General features: G+C 33.3%; 17 protein-coding genes and 1 pseudogene. 12 read left to right on the top strand and 6 right to left on the bottom strand.

The features are described from left to right. Nucleotides 1-171: 171 nt before the first annotated feature. Together ACFX4E_RS25030 and ACFX4E_RS25025 are read right to left on the bottom strand one after the other, a co-directional pair. On the bottom strand, nt 172-912 hold the full coding sequence (locus ACFX4E_RS25030) for a transglycosylase domain-containing protein (RefSeq protein WP_377259295.1): 741 nt from the start codon (nt 910-912) through the stop codon (nt 172-174). Between the two features lie 45 nt (nt 913-957). Continuing rightward, nucleotides 958-1,512 (bottom strand): Chromate resistance protein ChrB, encoded by a 555-nt coding sequence (locus ACFX4E_RS25025; protein ID WP_377259292.1) that lies wholly within the window; start codon nt 1,510-1,512, stop codon nt 958-960. A gap of 132 nt (nt 1,513-1,644) precedes the next feature. Between ACFX4E_RS25025 and ACFX4E_RS25020 the strand changes: the two genes are divergently transcribed. After that, on the top strand, nt 1,645-2,025 hold the full coding sequence (locus ACFX4E_RS25020; protein WP_377259289.1) for a YkvA family protein: 381 nt from the start codon (nt 1,645-1,647) through the stop codon (nt 2,023-2,025). Between the two features lie 104 nt (nt 2,026-2,129). Continuing rightward, on the top strand, nt 2,130-2,522 hold the full coding sequence (locus tag ACFX4E_RS25015) for a hypothetical protein (protein ID WP_377259286.1): 393 nt from the start codon (nt 2,130-2,132) through the stop codon (nt 2,520-2,522). Between the two features lie 284 nt (nt 2,523-2,806). Here the strand turns inward: ACFX4E_RS25015 and ACFX4E_RS25010 are convergent, their stop codons facing one another. Continuing rightward, nucleotides 2,807-3,106 carry a L,D-transpeptidase gene (locus tag ACFX4E_RS25010; protein ID WP_377259283.1) on the bottom strand — a complete coding sequence of 100 codons (300 nt, stop codon included), beginning with the start codon at nt 3,104-3,106 and terminating at the stop codon, nt 2,807-2,809. 2,208 nt (nt 3,107-5,314) lie between these two features. Between ACFX4E_RS25010 and ACFX4E_RS25005 the strand changes: the two genes are divergently transcribed. Then, nucleotides 5,315-5,890, top strand: coding sequence for a MerR family transcriptional regulator (locus ACFX4E_RS25005; protein WP_034655621.1), 576 nt, complete (start codon nt 5,315-5,317; stop codon nt 5,888-5,890). Between the two features lie 482 nt (nt 5,891-6,372). Then, entirely contained in the window at nt 6,373-7,674 is a 1,302-nt protein-coding gene (locus ACFX4E_RS25000; protein ID WP_377259280.1) for a replication protein, read from the top strand. 66 nt (nt 7,675-7,740) lie between these two features. Here the strand turns inward: ACFX4E_RS25000 and ACFX4E_RS24995 are convergent. Beyond that, a pseudogene (locus ACFX4E_RS24995) lies at nt 7,741-7,825 on the bottom strand. A gap of 160 nt (nt 7,826-7,985) precedes the next feature. Between ACFX4E_RS24995 and ACFX4E_RS24990 the strand changes: the two are divergent. Then, nucleotides 7,986-8,762, top strand: coding sequence for a ParB N-terminal domain-containing protein (locus ACFX4E_RS24990; RefSeq protein ID WP_377259277.1), 777 nt, complete (start codon nt 7,986-7,988; stop codon nt 8,760-8,762). A 38-nt stretch (nt 8,763-8,800) separates the two neighbouring features. Further along, a complete protein-coding gene (locus ACFX4E_RS24985; protein WP_377239092.1) occupies nt 8,801-9,427 on the top strand; it encodes a tetratricopeptide repeat protein in 627 nt (208 codons plus the stop codon). A gap of 276 nt (nt 9,428-9,703) precedes the next feature. Here the strand turns inward: ACFX4E_RS24985 and ACFX4E_RS24980 are convergent, their stop codons facing one another. Further along, the gene (locus ACFX4E_RS24980; RefSeq protein ID WP_328174040.1) at nt 9,704-9,868 is read right to left on the bottom strand and encodes a hypothetical protein; all 165 of its coding nucleotides are present in this window, start codon (nt 9,866-9,868) and stop codon (nt 9,704-9,706) included. Beyond that, complete coding sequence (locus ACFX4E_RS24975; protein WP_377239093.1) at nt 9,855-10,376, bottom strand: hypothetical protein; 522 nt, start codon at nt 10,374-10,376, stop codon at nt 9,855-9,857. Before ACFX4E_RS24975 ends, ACFX4E_RS24980 begins: the two co-directional genes overlap by 14 nt. 261 nt (nt 10,377-10,637) lie before the next feature. Here ACFX4E_RS24975 and ACFX4E_RS24970 point away from each other — a divergent pair, with 261 nt between their 5' ends. The 6 genes from ACFX4E_RS24970 (at nt 10,638) to ACFX4E_RS24945 (ending at nt 16,358) form a co-directional block, all read left to right on the top strand. Continuing rightward, nucleotides 10,638-10,865, top strand: coding sequence for a helix-turn-helix domain-containing protein (locus ACFX4E_RS24970; RefSeq protein WP_098334966.1), 228 nt, complete (start codon nt 10,638-10,640; stop codon nt 10,863-10,865). Between the two features lie 250 nt (nt 10,866-11,115). Then, the gene (locus ACFX4E_RS24965) at nt 11,116-12,156 is read left to right on the top strand and encodes a zinc-binding dehydrogenase (RefSeq protein WP_377259274.1); all 1,041 of its coding nucleotides are present in this window, start codon (nt 11,116-11,118) and stop codon (nt 12,154-12,156) included. A gap of 688 nt (nt 12,157-12,844) precedes the next feature. After that, entirely contained in the window at nt 12,845-13,420 is a 576-nt protein-coding gene (locus ACFX4E_RS24960) for a TetR/AcrR family transcriptional regulator (RefSeq protein WP_377239095.1), read from the top strand. A gap of 68 nt (nt 13,421-13,488) precedes the next feature. Further along, nucleotides 13,489-14,238 (top strand): SDR family NAD(P)-dependent oxidoreductase, encoded by a 750-nt coding sequence (locus tag ACFX4E_RS24955; protein ID WP_098434013.1) that lies wholly within the window; start codon nt 13,489-13,491, stop codon nt 14,236-14,238. A 356-nt stretch (nt 14,239-14,594) separates the two neighbouring features. Then, nucleotides 14,595-15,671 (top strand): NADP-dependent oxidoreductase, encoded by a 1,077-nt coding sequence (locus ACFX4E_RS24950; protein ID WP_377239096.1) that lies wholly within the window; start codon nt 14,595-14,597, stop codon nt 15,669-15,671. Between the two features lie 519 nt (nt 15,672-16,190). Continuing rightward, nucleotides 16,191-16,358, top strand: a complete 168-nt coding sequence (locus ACFX4E_RS24945) for a hypothetical protein (RefSeq protein ID WP_176521215.1) — start codon at nt 16,191-16,193, stop codon at nt 16,356-16,358. Nucleotides 16,359-16,441 lie beyond the last annotated feature (83 nt).

Here is a 16,441-nt window from a genome sequence, read left to right as displayed (position 1 = left end):
AGTATTGTACTATTTACTTAAAGAAATTAAATAAAATCAATTTGAATAAAACTCCCTAATAGTGTTAAGGAGTTTTATTGTTTTAAAAAAATCCCCATAAAAATAATAGACGAGAAATACCTCCGTATATGATTGAGACAGAGAACACTTATTAGATAAAGCTATAACAATTTATTGCCTAACATCTTTCTTCGTCAAAAGAATTTCTTGCTTATTTGCTTTTTCTTCTTCTTGTTTAGTAATTATATGATTTTCTTCCATTAATGAAAGAACGGTAGAGCGTCGTGCTTTTGCTAAATCTATATTATTCCGAGGAGAATATTTACTAGGTGCTTTAGGTAAACCAGCTAATAAAGCAGACTCTGCAATCGTTAAATCTTTTGCATCTTTCCCGAAGTATTCTTGTGCAGCTGCCTGAATTCCGTAGGCGCCACTTCCGAAATAAATGTCGTTTAAATACATCTCTAAAATTTGGTCCTTCGAGTATTTTCTCTCTAATTCTAAAGCATACGCAATTTCCTTCGTTTTTCTGGTAAGTGTTTTCTCATTTGAAAGAAATACGTTTCGGGCAAGTTGCTGTGTAATCGTACTGGCCCCTTCACTTTTACTTCCTTCCAAGACGTCTCTATATAAAGCTCGAAGGATACCTTTCGGATCAACACCTTTATGTTCATAGAAGCGTTTATCTTCAGTTATAACAAAAGCCATTTTAAGATAACCTGGTAATTCCTTCAACGTAGCAACTTTCTTGTCTTGAGTTGGCGAAAGATCCTGAATGCCAGCCACATTTACTTGATCTGATATGACCTCTTGTACATAGTTTCCTGCTGAACAACTAGTTAACAAAAAAGTGCATAATAAAAGAATAAAAAACTTTCCAATTACTTTCTTTCTTATGGAACTCTTAGTCATGATGTTATTCCTCTTTGTCTGTTATTTAAATAAATTAAATGCTTATTACACATTCTTTTCTTGGACAAGTCCTTCACATAGATATACCTTCTCTGTAAATTCTTCAAGCACTTTATTGCACTTTTCAAAGAGATCCGATGCCTCTTTATTAGTCTCACATAAAAAATAATCTCTTTTCTTTATTTTTACCAACCATTTTTTTAACCTTCTTAATTCAGCCTCATTTTCTTCTATTTCTCTAAATGAAAAGTTTTCTTTAGCAGTCTCATCTTCTATTTCTTGTAAGAATTTATGTGATTCCTCAATAAATTCATTATATTCCAAGGCTCGTTCCTGATTGAATTTGGACGTTATCATTTGCTCCGAAGAAATCGAAAGCCTTTCAATTTCAAGCATAGAGGTTTCCCCTCCACTTTCATGGATGAATAATTCAAGTTTTTTTAACTTTTTTATGATTTCTTCCTTGGAAGGTAAGATACAAACAGATTGTTGGAGATAATGAACTCCTAGTGTTTTGAGATTCCTCCAAACTCTAACCCTTGCTGAAGAGGGTTCCGAAGGAATTTTATAAGTGAAAATAATCCAATTGATTGTAGACATATTTCGGGCTCCTCATACTATTTTTATTCATTTTAACACAAAAATAAAAATGTAACACTTGTTGCATTATATAATAACAGAAGATACAATTTATTAAATAACAAAATGTGCATATAATAGGGGGAAATATATATGGGAGAAGCACTAACTAAATTAAAAGAACAGGCAAGGAAGTTAAAGCAAGAAATTTTTGTGTTAGTAGAAGCAAACAAACACCCTAAAGTTCCATTTTACGTAAAATTGCTATCCATATTAATCATAGCCTATGCATTTAGCCCAGTAGATCTAATTCCTGATTTTGTACCTATACTGGGATACCTAGATGATATCATCCTTATTCCTTTTGCAATTAAATTTGTATTAAAATTAATTCCTAAAGATGTACTTGATGAATGTCGCGAAAAAGTAAGAGAATCGGAGAATGTTAAAAAGAAAAACTGGACTGCTGCAGCTGTCATTATCTTATTGTGGATAGCTGTTTTATATTGGGTTTTTAAATTGTTTTTCAAATAACAATTTAAAAGTTTTTTTCTAAAAGTGTTTAGAGAGAATATAAAGAGATAAAAATAAGAATTTCATTTTTAATAATATAGCCTTTCTTTTAAAAAGGAGAATATTTGATAGGACTTATTATTGCCATTGTTTTATTTAATTTTATCGCTTTCAAAACAACTAAAAGATTAACACCTAATCAAATCGTTCACAGCTGGATATTTACAATTGCTTTTCATTTGATATTTGACCTAATTATTGAATTTAAATACTGGGGATACTGGTATTTTAATAAAAAAGTGGATTGGATAGATATCCTTCCTCACACTGCACTTATTCCCCCTGTTATTATGATGTTCTTAAATTGGTATCCCCTTAAAGGCAAAATGATTAAACAAGTTCTTTATATCATCTTTTGGGTCATAGTAATCGTTATTTACGAAGCCATTGCATTACTTCCTGAACCTTGGGGCTACTTTAGTTATGGATGGTGGTTTATGGTACTTGGCTATCGTTGACCCTATACTACTACTTATCGTATTAGGATATTATAAGTGGATATGCAAGCTGGAAAATAAGATTTTAGCAAGAAAGAAAGCAAAATAAGAAAACAGCATTCCATGATAAAAAAACATGGAATGCTGCTCAAAAATTAATTGTTTTTCATCTTATAGCCTTTAAATTTATACCCGTATACACTCGTAAGGTCCACGAAGCTCTTATAGGAATACGTAATCGCAACCGGTGTACCCAATTGGACCTTATCATAAAGCTTTTCAATATCTGCATTATGCATTCTCACTCAGCCTTGGCTCACGTATTTTCCAATGCTGCTTTCATTGTTATTACCGTGAATACCGTATGTATCACCATACGTACCGTTAGCATTTAATCCTAACCAACGTTTTCCTAATGGGTTGCGAGAATCGCCCCCAGGAATATGTCCTGTATAGTAAGGGCGGTTTTTAATTTTGTTTACCACTTTAAAAAAGCCAACAGGTGTTTTATCCCACGTTTTTCCCGTTGCTACTGGATCAACGATTTCAATATAACCATTATGAAAATACGCAAGCTTGTTGTAGTACTTATTGATAATAATCAAATTTTGATTACCTGGTTTTCCTGCTGCTTCTTTCCTCCTTCTATCTTCCGAGTATGAAAAAAGAAAATTCTTTCGCCTTCAAACTTTTGCTTTTTTTACGTTCCATTTCTTGTGCTGCATTCCTTTTTCCCTAGAATGTGCTCCAATATTCCGTGCAAAAAATTTCGTGAATCCATTTTATAATTTTTCTTTTCTCCCTTTGTCATAATCCTTTATCTCTCTTAGTACATCCCTCCTTTTTAAGCTTACTTTTAAAAATTCTCAAGAAGAAATGTTCTTTTCTTTCGCAATTTCATCTATTTTTTTTACTGCAATTGGATCAATATCTCGTAAAAGCATATCCATGACATTCGTTCCTACCCTGTAAATTGTGGTTCCCCACTACAAAAGAGAGAAGAGCATAAGGGGTTTTTGCCCCCACCATAGGTGTGGGGCTAGGCAGAGCCTAGCAAAACCGTGGGTACAAAGAAAGTCGCTTAATGTCCCCTTTGCGTCCCCTTTTTTTGGTGTACGTCCCTTTTGAGTCTCCTTTTAAAATCCTAATGTCCCCTTTATGTCCCCCTATTTTGGAGCCATGTCCCCTTTGCGTCCCCCTATGTTTTTACATTTTATGGCTAAATATTGTTGCTTTTCATTCATTTTTTCATTAATTCACTAAATAACTTTTTAAGATTTTATTATCAACCTAATATATAACTAAACAATTAGATTTTCTTTTTTCTTCTGCAAGAATCTAACTCTAATTTTTTTAAAAAACGAGTTAATTATCACTAATTTAGAATCAATTGAATTAAAATTAACTCAACAAAAAAGAAGTTTAATTTAATTAAAATAGAGCATATCAACTTTTCTAATTAAAAGCTGTCGAATCTATATTTTTTTATACCCAATTAGTAATTAATTGATTTAAATTAATTTCAATTAGGTATACACAGACTAAATGTACCAATAAAAGGTAACTCTACCTAATTAATTTTCATTCAAATAAGATAACTAATCCAGACTCAATTGAGTCTGGATTAGTTATGACTACTGGATAAAATCAAGAAATGAACATAAGTGGGAGAAAATAAAATGATGACTTAAAAAATAGATTATGTATTTATACCATGCTGAAAACTTGGTTAAATAATTAAGCAGCGAATATAGTGATCAAAAGTAACAATTTATAACTGCTTGAATGTATTAACATCTTTTAATGCAGAGGAAAGATCTCTAATACCTAGAGAATTAGCTAAGATTCTTCAAAAAAGAGGCTATGGTCATATTGAAGAAAAAGCAAAACACATTTTAGCGCTTCAAAAATTTATCAAATCTCTCTAGACAATGAGTGCATGAAATTAAGTATGTCTCTATGATACGAGGCGGTTGGTTTTGTTTAGCATCTTCATTAAATTCACATTAAAGAAATTGTGTACTATTTTTTCTCGTTTAATCACATCAGAATTAATCATTGAAGCACTTCAAAAAGCTTACACTGTCCAAAAGCCCTAAAAAGGTTTACCTATTCGTAACGATTTCGATTCACAATAAATAAGACATGAGTTTACTAAGCATGTCCACAAATAAGAGATAAAGCATCTTTTCAGCCAAAAAGACTGCTTTTATGATAATGCCTACATAGATATGTTTCACACCATATTACAGAAGAAGTGTATTATCTAAACAGAATCGACAGTAGTCTCAGCTATGAAAATCCTCAATCTATTGAGGATTAAATGAGAAAAACAACTTAACACATAACTTTTTTGTTCTAAATTATCAATCCAAACTTGATAGTTCAACTTAAGATTAACTTAAAATAACCTCGTTGCATAAAAAACTAATTTAGTTGAACTTAAAATGAAATAAGTTGCACTAAATTAAATATAAATAAATAAAAGTTTAATTAAAATGCAATTAAGTTGCACTTAGTTGAACTTAATTGCATTTTAATTAAACTTATTGTAATATTTTAAAAAACTATAATGGATTTGTAGTTTTTTGAAGGACTCAGTTCAAATTTAATTGAACTACATAACGTAAAATATAATAAATTTAATTCAGTTAAGTGTGAAATCTGCTAGAATAATAAAGACAAGCTTTAAAATAAGTCTAATTTAATTAGTCAGGACCAATTAAGTTAGACTTAATTGAGTTATTAAAAATATTTAATATAATAAGATACTAACTAAGTTAGATTAATTCGTTTATGAGGGAGGTACAATTATGAGCGAAGAAACAATGGTTATTTCAGAAGTTGCTAGAAAATTTAATATAGAAAATCATCAGTTACGGGACTGGTGCGAAGTCGGGTTAGTACGACATAAAAGAATTGGAAGAATAAGATACATATTTACTGATGAAGATAAAAAAATCGAGAAGATTATTGAACTAAAGGAAAAGTTCGGAAAACATGCACCAAATGAAATGATTCGTGAAGAATTAATTAAAGCAAATTTAATGAGCGAAGAACAAACAAAAATTATTAACAAGGATTTAGAGGAAGAAGATATAAACGAAAACTCCTTTAAAGAAGCATTTTTATTGCTTGCTAAAAAAATAGAAGAAATGGATAAAAAAATGGAAAAGAAAGAACAACTAACGCTTCCATCTGAAAATTTGGCAGAAAAAAAAGATGTTATAGAAATAAAAGAACAGATGAATAAACTTGAACAAGACAATCAGCGTTTAAAAGAAGTGAATGATCAATTACTAAAAAAACTAGATTCTATCCATTCAGCTATGACTGAAATTCAAAAAGAACAAGGAAAAAGCATATGGAAAAGAATGTTCACAAAATAATAAAACAGCTTCTAATTACTGCTCAGTAATTAGAAGCTGTTTTATTATTTTTGTAGCAGTTGTCAGAGAAAGTTCTCTTAATACCTTCAACAATAAATTCATTTGAATATAGATAGGATTTGCACCTCATAAAAGGTGCAAAACTAAATCTTTTGAGATATATTACTAATTCTTATTGAATTATGAGATTAATTAACGCTATAATAAAACTAACAAAAATGACCGGAATAGAAAAAAGACTTCAACTGTTTAAGACGTGTTGGTAGCACTCTTAAACCGTTCCCCCTAGTTACAGTAGGGAAAACACTTGTCGAAGTCTCTTGTTAATAGAGTTAGTTTTTCTATAAAATAAAACTTATGGTTTTATTTTATATGAAATAGCTGTCTATTTCAAGGGCTTAGTTCATCAAAATCACGACATTGTTTTCCTTTTTCCAGGGAAACAGTGTCTTTTTTTGTTCCTTAAAGGAGATAATGAACAAATGACAAAAATATTGACCTGCTATTTAAAAGATGTAGACACCTTCAACGGACGGTTTAAGTGGTTGTGGAAGAACAAATCCACACTTCGGAAAAAGAAAGAAGAGTTTTTAGAAATTATCCGTACTCATTATAAACAGAACCAATCAGCTATACATAAAGAATTTCCTAAAAAAAGAATGGAAATGCTTGATCATGTCATCTATAACCTAGTGGCTACAGGCATCCAAGCCATTCGTTCTGAAACACTCATGAAGAAATTTAAAGTTTCTAAAAGTACGGTTTCTCGTTTTGTACGTTCGTTAAAAGCGACACCTTTTATACTTGTAGCACGTTACATTAAAGAAGATGCAACAGGTACTCATCCTGATAGCTATGTATTTATTCTTAAAAGTCATAAGAACTTTAATCACATTTGCGAAGAAATCTTTTTTGCCCATGATACAACAGGTATACAAACAGTCCAACAAGAAGAAATGACAACTCCTGTGACGTTTCCTGTGATGTATCCAGAAAGTGCTGAAAACGTTGATACACCAAGCCTAAAGGCCGATAAATTACCTGGTGCCTTTATTAACCTTGATTTACCTGTAAATCATATAAATAATCATTTAATGTCTGCTTCACAGTCATTTACTTATATCAAAGGTGTTCCTAAAAAAGTTAATCAAGTCTACTCAGGTAAGTATGGTCATCAATTAAAAAACTTTTATGCTCGCATTCAAAATGCTGCAAAAACAGTCAAACGAGATACAGAGATTAATATTACCAAGGGGCAAGTACATGAAATTGCGTATACATCTATTGTTGGATTAGACAAATATGTACATGAGGCTAACCATAAAGGAAATTCTTTGTCCTTAGATAATATGTGCCAATTACTCTATAAAATTGCGAAAAACCAATTCTATCAGTTGGTTAATCCTAAAGACCAGGATTATTCATCAGTATATCCAACTCATGAGGAAGTTATACATAAAAACGAGTCATCAACAAAATTGCTCATACCAAAACGTATTATCCGTAAGGAAATGGTTCCTGATTGGTTAAAGGCTAAGCAGGATCAAGAGAAGGGTACAAAGAAACTAGAAATATCTTTAGAACAACAGCTTGAAATGATTCAGTTAAAGCAAGACCTAGGGCAAGAACTTACACCAGAAGAGGAATGCTTGCTGCAAGAACACTGCTCTACGTACAGTTCATTAGAAATGGCGGAACTGAAACAAGATTTAGGACAAGCATTAACACCTGAGGAGCAAGAATTATTGCATCAACATGCTAAATTAAAGGAACCAGCTTCTTAATTTTTAAAAATAGCTAAAGTACAGCAAGGACTTTCACCATTTTTAACGTATTCAGTGTTTTAAGGGAGGACTTGGCAGGATTTGAACCCGCAAGACGCCAAAGTTGTATAGTGTAATACGACTGGCTGCTCTGCTATTGAGCTACAAGTCCATACTCAAAGTATACGCATCGTCTCTGTTTATATGTATGATAGGAGAAAATGTAAAAAGTAAAGAAATCCCTTATAAGCTTAATTATTATTAGGATATGTTTATTTAGAACAGTGTTCTAAATAATAAATAAATCTATATCTACGCAGGAGGAGAACATTATGCCACATAAAATTACGTTAACTGGATCAGCCACAGGACCACTACGAGAATACGATCGCTATGTTGCCTTTGATATGCGTGAAAAAGGGTCACCATCTGCGCCTAAAGGCTTGAAGAAGAGTACGTTTATTACGTACACGGTATTTGTTGCAAAGAAAGCTTTTAACAAAACAGGTCTCACGAAAAAAAGCATTATGCAAGAAAAAATCTTAATTCAAGGAGAACCCACATTAGACATTCCTATTGATGAATGCCCTGGTGAAGTAGGCGTAATCTGCTTCCAGATTACTGTTCTCCCGAATAAGAAAGACAAAGAAGGCAATGATTCAAACGATAAAAAAGAGGCCAAACAAGAAGCTTCTGCAGCGCAACAAGAAGTTGCTGCTACTAAGCAGGAAGAAAAACCGGTAACTACTTCTCAACCTGTAGCAAAACAAGAGAAGAAAGCTGAAACAGTACAGACAGAAGTAAAGGAGACACCTGTTCAAGAGAAAAAGGTGGAGCCACAAAAGAAACAGATAACAAATCAGCCAAAAGGGACACAGGATCTTTTACGCTTTGATGAAATTATCGTACCTGAAGAGTTCTTAAAGACACGTCCAAACCCTGAAAAAACACAAAAGGTCATTGATTTTGTGAATCGCACAGGACACTTAGATGAGCCGTTGACAATTGAAAAAGGGTCCAATATCTTAAAAGACGGATACCGTCGTTATGTCGTGGCCAAAACTGTCAAAATGGACAAAGTTCCTGTTATTTATGAATATCAAAAGTAAGTAAAGTGACAGTATAAGTGCTTAGGGGGGAGAACGTCTTGACTCAAAATGAAGAAGAAAACCCAACGAGTGAACATATGGCTGATATTATCGATTTCAATGAAAAGAAAGAAAAAAGTAATATCCATGTAGAAGAGGGAATCAAATGGTTAAGGCAAGCTGCCTTAGCTGGAGATAATGGGGCAATGAATGAATTAGCATTCCAGTTATTAACCGGCAAGTCAGTGAAACAAGAGGCTGAAGAAGGCGAAAAATGGCTCAGAAAGTCTGCTGATACTGGAGATCGATGGGCCATGATGGAGTTAGGTTACCGTTTGCTCGTCGGGGAAGATATAGATAAAAATCAAGCTGAAGGTGAAAAGTGGATTCGAAGATCTGCGGAGTTGGAATATCCAATGGCTATGAGAGTATTAGGATACAGATTACTTGAAGGATTGGATATAGAAAAGAATGTAGAAGAAGGCGAGTATTGGCTTCGAAAAGCAGCTGACGTACATGAACCAATAGCTATGAGAATATTAGGATATCGATTATTAACTGGAAAACACGAGTTGAAACAGAACGTGATGGAAGGTGAAAAGTGGTTACAGAAAGCAGCTGAAGCTGGAGAAACCATTGCTATGAGGGAATGGGGTAAATATTTAATCCATGGAGTAATTAAATAGCTGCATATAAAAGCATATTTACAATGAAGACTGTACGAACTGCATTAACAACAGAAAAAATATATACCATCTCTTAAATAGCTGATCTTTTTATCATCCAATAGTTTATAAATAGAAAACCTTTTTTCAAGCGAAAAGGGCGTTTCTATGGAAAGTTCAATTTGGAAGAATATCTACAACAAAGACCGCCCATTATGTATCAGTGTATGAGGCGGTCTTAACTGTATTCATGCTATATGTTTATGCCCAAAATATCGACACTATTCTAAAAAGACGTCAGGTAAAAAAGGCAATGGCTAATATCGCTGCCACACAAGCTAAATAGAAATTACCACTCCAATCCCTCTTTTCCTTTTGATGCACCGCATAGCTATTATAAGAACCTTCAATCGGCTCTATTTTAAGTTTTCGTTGTATTTCGGCTTCTTTATCTAAAATCAAGTCTAATTCCTCCATTGTTTGATAATTGTAAGGTAGGAATCTCCCTTGTTCGTCTCTCAATCGGTTGCTGACGTCTCGTAATGCGTGCTGCCTTTTCATGGTTAGAGGACTGTTGGTTGGTTTGAATAGTTGCTCCTGACATTGATTGGCCATCTGTTGATGTTCCAAGTAACGTAAAAGTGCTTGTAGACGTTCCTTTTCGCTCAAGGTCATCATGGTTGCCTCCTCCTTTCTCTTCGGTGTTTGGCTCTTGTTCCATCCATAACGGGTGGGAAGAAGGTTGCCATGGTGAGGAGGGGAGAGGGACGTCACTCATTTTATACTGATTCATCAATGCTAAGAAAACAGGGTTGTGCGCTGCTGTAAAGAGCGCACACCTTATAATTTGATTTCGGTCTAACTCGGTAGCCTGAAAAAGGCTATCTACATATGTACGATAAATAGAATGATACCGCACAGTTGGTCGATAGGTGTCTACTTGATTTTTAGACTTCTTATTTTTCTTCATACACGCTTTTCTCTTTTAAAATGACCTCTAACATCTGTTTGCCTTTTACCGTTAAATAGACGTCTTTTCGACTTAATAACGAGATTGCTAATTCTTTTGTCATCTGATTCGCTCCATTCCTGGGGGGTTATACTGACGTCTTGAGGTGACGTCTTACTAAATGATATGAACGATAGCTTGTCCACTATTCCGATATTTTCTTCAAAAGTGTATGAAACTTCGAATTTTTGGACAAGACTGATGTTAAAAAGGTGATTGTATATGTTTGGGTTAGGAAAGCAACGTAGCAAATTAGGAAAATGGTTAGATCAAAGAGGAATTTCGCAACAATGGTTAGCGAGCAATTCAAAGGTTAGTAGATCTACTGTTAGTGATCTCTGTAAGCGAAATGTAGAACATGCACCTACACAGCGAACTATGACTAAAATACTCAAGGCTTTAAGAAAAATAGATCCCAATTTAAAAGCACATGATTTTTTTGATATGTAGGTAGAAAATATCATAATTATCTTGGGAATAATACGTGAATTTATCGACTTTAACCTAGCAGAAAAGCCTACTTGTTCTTATACAAGTAGGCTTTTCATATTCGTTAAGTGCTTAAAAGTATACTGACTTCAAACTTGATGATAAGAGAGAGGAGAGGGATAATGAAATATGTATGTTTTTTTCTAAACTATAAGCAGCCGTATGAAATATATTAAAAATTATATTCGTAAAGAAAGAAGGTGACTGTTCTATGAAAGCTGTACAAGTAACAGGGTATGGAGACGTAAGTAAATTAAGCCTAGTAGAAATCCCTATACCTGAACCCAAAGAAAATGAAGTTCTTATAAAAGTAAAGGCCTGTGCTATTAACAATACAGAAATTTGGATGAGAGAGGGAGCTTACGGTACTGATTCAAAATCTGGATGGCGACCGGAAGGAGTCGAGTTTCCGCGTACACCAGGATCTGATATAACAGGAAAAGTAGTAAAAGCAGGAAAGTTAGTAGAGGAATCTATAGTGGGAAAAGATGTTGTTTTATTCCCTTTTATATCTAGTGGAGAAGAAGGATCCGAACATATTGCTGAGGATATGTCTTTTATAGGTTCAGAATACGATGGTGGTTATGCTGAATATGTAGTTTGGCCTGCTGAACTCTGCTTTGACATGCCCCTCTCAAGCTATTCAGAAAGTGCTGTTTTTTCGGTAAGTGGGTTAACTGCTTGGCACATGGTCAAACAAATTCAAACTCAACCGGGTGAGACGGTTATAGTAACTGGAGCAAATGGTGGGGTGGGATCATTAAATGTACAGATTGCCTCTAAAGTCTTTGATGCTAAAGTTATTGCAATCCTGGGGGACTTAGAGAATCAAGAAAGAATTAAGGAATTGGGAGCCACACATGTATTATCATATAAATCTGATACTCTTGCAGAAGATATTTTAGAACTGAATGGAGGTCCGGTTGACTCTATTCTAGATGTTGTAGGAGATGCTTTGTTTTCCGTATCTCTTCAAGTTCTAAAAAACGGAGGGAAATTTTGTATTTCAGGTTCTGCTGGTGGTCAGCATACAAATCTTGATTTTAGAACATTGTATTTAAAACATATTACAATGTATGGATCTGTACTGGGAACGAAAGAAGAGTTTAAAGATATGCTTAAGGCAATTTCTGAGGGGAAAATTAAACCAGTTATCGATAAAATTTTTCCCTTAGAAAAAGCAAAAGAAGCCCAAGTATATTTTAAAAATAAAGGAAAGGTAGGAAAAATTTTATTACTTCCTGAAGAATAACCTGCTGTTGCATGTAAGTGATATAAGTTTATAAATCAGTATGTCACAAAAAAAAAGAGAATTATATTGAAAATCACTTCCACATGTTGGACATAGTCTAACATGTGGAAGTGATTTTTTATTACGCATTTCTTAATTGTAGTATGCATACTTGTGCAATTAGCTTGCCATTTTGCTTAGACTCCATTTGTAATTTCAACTTTCTCTCTTCCAAGTTTCACATTGCTTTTTAAGATTACATCTACGCCTTCACCGTGTTCTATTTTAGTTTTTATGACGTTTTTCTATTGAAGAATTTGCAAAATTAAATCAAAAATGAAGCTATGTAAACTACCCTTATACTAATTGATATTCTGTAAATTAGAAGTATAACGCATTGTAGAAAAACTTTATATTTTTAACTTTAAACTTAAAGGAGAAAGGAGACGAATGAGTTCTGAATAGTTAGGAAAATAATGGTTTTTAACTTTCGGTTAAAAATTCTTTACTGAACGTTCTTAAATTGATATACTCAAAACAAGTTGGATCTAACAGTTTTTTTATCCAAATAAGAATGATCATTCTTAAATTACCTAAAGAATTTATTGAGGGGGAATGAATAGTATAAAATTGTTGCACTCTAAGTCCGTCAACTAATTCTAAATCCTTTCTAAGAAATACGAGATACTACGTTCTAAGGTGGGAGTACATGGCTAGAAATAAAGAATTTGATGAAAAAGAAGCATTAAGGAAAGCAATGGAGCTTTTCTGGCGACAGGGATATGAAAAAACATCCATGCAAGATTTGGTGAACTATATGGGTGTTCACCGTAGAAGTATCTATGATACATTCGGTGACAAACATACTTTATTTATTCGGGCCCTAAGTCACTATGTAGAAGTAATGGATGTAAAAATTAAAAGTAACATAACACCAGAATTAACGGTTAAGCAGGCTATACGAAAAGTATTTGAAATGGTTATTTATCCAACTGATAAACAGCCAAAAGGTTGTTTAACAGTCAACACAGCAGTTGAATTATCGTTACTTGATCAAGAAGTAGCTGAAAAAATTACAGAGACGTTTATAAAGACCGAAACCTTATTATTTGATTTACTGAAACATGGTCAAGAACAAGGCGAGATTCCTGAGCACTATGATATCAAAGGGCTCTCTAAATTTATTCATAATTCCCTTGTAGGAATACGAGTATTAGCAAAAACAACAAATGATAAAAAAGAATTAGAAACCATTATTGATATGAATTTGTCAGCACTGGGATGAATTGTATCTTGTTGTTTAAATAAATGAATTAACACTAATCTAAATATATTTTTAAGGAGAGAAAGAATATGAAGTACACAGTTATTACAGGAGCAAGTTCAGGTATAGGATATGAAACAGCATTAGAATTTGCTGCTCGTGGAAAAAACTTAATTATTGTAGCTAGAAGATTAGAGAAATTAGAAGGGCTTAAATCAGTCATTCATAATATAAATCCTGATTTAGATGTTATTATTCATACAAGTGACCTATCGATAACAGATCAGGCATACACACTGTATAACAGTTTAAAGAAGTATCAAATTGAGACGTGGATTAATAATGCTGGTCTTGGTGAATCTTCTTCTGTGACGGATCAAAATTTAGAAAAAGTAGAATCCATGTTACGTCTTAATATAGAGTCATTGGCAATCCTTTCTACACTATTTGTGCGAGACTATTCTCATGTAGAGGGAACACAATTAATTAACGTATCCTCCGCACTTGGATATGCAACTTATATTGGTGGTATTACCTATTCTGCATCTAAATATTTTGTTAGTGCATTTACAGAAGGGCTTGCAAAAGAACTAGAGCTTAAAAGTGCAAAAATGAAGGCAAAAGTTTTAGCACCAGCAGTGACGGAAACAGAATTTGAGAAAACTGCACAGGATGTAGAAGAATTTGATTACAAAAACTTTATGCCGATGTATCACACAGCTAAGCAAATGGCTGGTTTTATGATGGAACTTTATGACAACGATAAAGTCGTAGGTATTGTAGATGAAAGCTACAATTTCAATTTAAGAGATCAAATCTATCCAATACTAGGCGTTTAATGTATCAACAAAGGTTTTAAATCTCTATATATATCTGAAAAACGAACATAACTCGTTAGGGTGATAAACATAGTTTCTTTACAGTATCAATTCAAAAAATTTAACCATTTAAGAATGAACGTTCTAAAATAAAACAACAGTATCAAATGGATAAAAGGTAATTTTGTAAGTGTTTAAGGTTTAGGTGGTGGGTTGATCCTAAAATAAGGTTTCCTCCACCTAAACGATTGGAATAATATAAGTTTTTTATAAAAAGAATTATATTGACGAGAAAAAATGAAGTAGACAGTGAAAATAACAAAAATAAGATAAAAAACTAATAAAAGCAACTCAATGGAAGGGTGCTAAAAAAAAGAATGAAAACACTCATGAGAGCAGCTCAGATCACCAAGTATTCAAAAGATATTCAGGCCCAAGTCAATGATATTCCAATCCCAGAAATCAATGACAACGAAGTCTTAGTAAAAGTTAAAGCTGCGGCGGTCAATCCACTCGAAATGTTGATTATCACAGGTAGTGTAAAACTGATTCAGGACTATGAATTCCCCTTAACGCTTGGTAATGAATTGACAGGAGTTATAGAAAAGGTTGGAAAAAACGTGACAGAATTTCAGGTAGGAGATGACATCTATACACGTCTCCCATTAAAAAAAATTGGTGCTTTTGCGGAATATGCCGCAATTGATGCTACCGCAATTGCACTAATGCCAAAAAGCTTATCTTATGTGGAAGCTGCTGCTGCATCACTAGCTGGACTAACAGCTTATCAAGGTCTACACGAAGAACTTGAGGCACAGCCGGGTAAATCTGTTTTTATTCCAGGTGGATCGGGTAGCTTTGGTCAAATGGCTGTCCCAATCGCAAAGGAAATGGGTCTAAATGTCATTGTTAGTGGCAACTCAGAAGCGCGCAAACGCACGTTGGAAATGGGTGCAGACCAATATTTAATTTATAAAACAGAAAGCTATGTTGACGTGTTGTCGAATGTGGATTATGTAATTGATACACTGGGCCCTAAAGAATTTGACAACGAATTGAGTATCATCAAACCTGGTGGAAGATTGCTCTCTCTCCGTACAGGTCCAAATAAGCGTTTCGGAAAAAAAGGAAATTTTCCATTTTGGAAACAAAAGCTGTTTTCCGTTGCTGGTGCGAAGTATGACCACAAAGCCAAGAAACACGACGTGGAATATCATTTTATGTTTGTTCGTTCTGACGGCGCACAACTTAAAAAAATCACCAAAATCATTGAGGAACACAATATTGTTCCAACAATTCATCCAACACTATTTCCCATAGACAACATAAATGAAGCGCTAGAACTAGTTGCAAGTGGACGACCAAAAGGAAAAGTAATTATTAATTTTCAGGAGAACATGAGGAGATCAGTCCAAATAAGAGCTAAGCGAAAAAGCAGAAGGTCATATCCGTGATGTATCTATCTATTATAAGAATAAACATAGATCAAGTATTAATTAAAATTAATGCAATAAAAAATACTATATATCCTGTAACAGGATTAAATTACTCTTATTGATAAAACGTTGTCATTTACTTTTATTAATAAGAGTAATATTTAAAATTTTTTATTAAAAAAAGCATTACTTATTACATGCTTTGTAGAAAAAGATCATATTTGTCGTTACTAAGTGTAAATAATGAAACCTTTATAATAAATAAAGTATTTTACTATTTACTCCCCTAATAATAGAACTTAAATGAGGTTATTTTGTAAAAATAGAGTTGATTATAACATTTATTTTTAAAGATATATGTATATGAATCTACAAATCTGGCCAGACTAATAACATATTCCCCCTATTCCAATAAATTTGAAAATCCTTTGCCTATATCAGCAAAGGATTATTTTTTGGAATATTCCTTTTATTGGTTGTTAATCTAGATAAAAGGGAATTAAGTATATTAATAGCACATAAAGGAGATATACATTGGTGATAAATTACGGGTACTATACTGGATCCCTGTTCGTCAGGGAATTAGAACGTTTAAAAGAAGAATATATTCAACTTGATATGGACGATATGAAAGTAATGATGAAAGAAGACATTTTACTTTTAAAAAAAGCAATGGATATGCTGTGTAGGAATAAAGTGCATTAAATTGAGCAAACTACCCAAGACGCCGTGAGGTATCTACCACTAAAATCATATTCGTATTCCCAACAGGACAACCTACTGTACAG

This window comes from Priestia sp. YIM B13491 (genome assembly GCF_042787605.1).
Classification (GTDB): Bacteria; Bacillota; Bacilli; order Bacillales; family Bacillaceae_H; genus Priestia; species Priestia megaterium_E.
The sequence above is the reverse complement of the archived record's forward strand: the minus strand, read 5'-3'. Positions and strand labels throughout refer to the sequence as shown.